The sequence below is a fragment of the Chromohalobacter sp. HP20-39 genome, from assembly GCF_033052815.1.
In the GTDB taxonomy this organism is placed as follows: domain Bacteria; phylum Pseudomonadota; class Gammaproteobacteria; order Pseudomonadales; family Halomonadaceae; genus Chromohalobacter.
On record NZ_JAWHTP010000499.1, the window covers coordinates 1 to 293 of the forward strand.

Sequence of the window (293 nt, forward strand, 5' to 3'; positions counted from 1 at the left end):
AATACAAGTTCGCCCCTGAGCGCAAATGGCGTTTTGACGTGGCCTTTGTCGACGAGATGTTGGCAGTCGAGGTGGAGGGCGGTCACTGGGTCAATGGCAGGCATTCGCGCGGCTCCGGTTTTGAGGCCGACTGCATCAAGTACTCCACTGCCGCCGTGCTCGGCTGGCGCGTCCTGCGCTTCACCACGGATCAGGTTAAGAGCGGCATGGCGCTGCGCATGCTGCAACAGGCAATCGGGAGGGCTGCATGAGCGACGTTCGCTGCGTGGACTGCACAAAGTTCTCGCTGCAGG

Annotated in this window: 1 protein-coding gene; it reads left to right on the top strand. The window is 61.4% G+C overall.

Features of this window, described 5'->3' with window-relative positions:
- Positions 1–251: hypothetical protein (locus RVY79_RS18960; RefSeq protein ID WP_411161750.1), on the top strand; the 251-nt coding region annotated here is incomplete at its 5' end.
- Positions 252–293 lie beyond the last annotated feature (42 nt).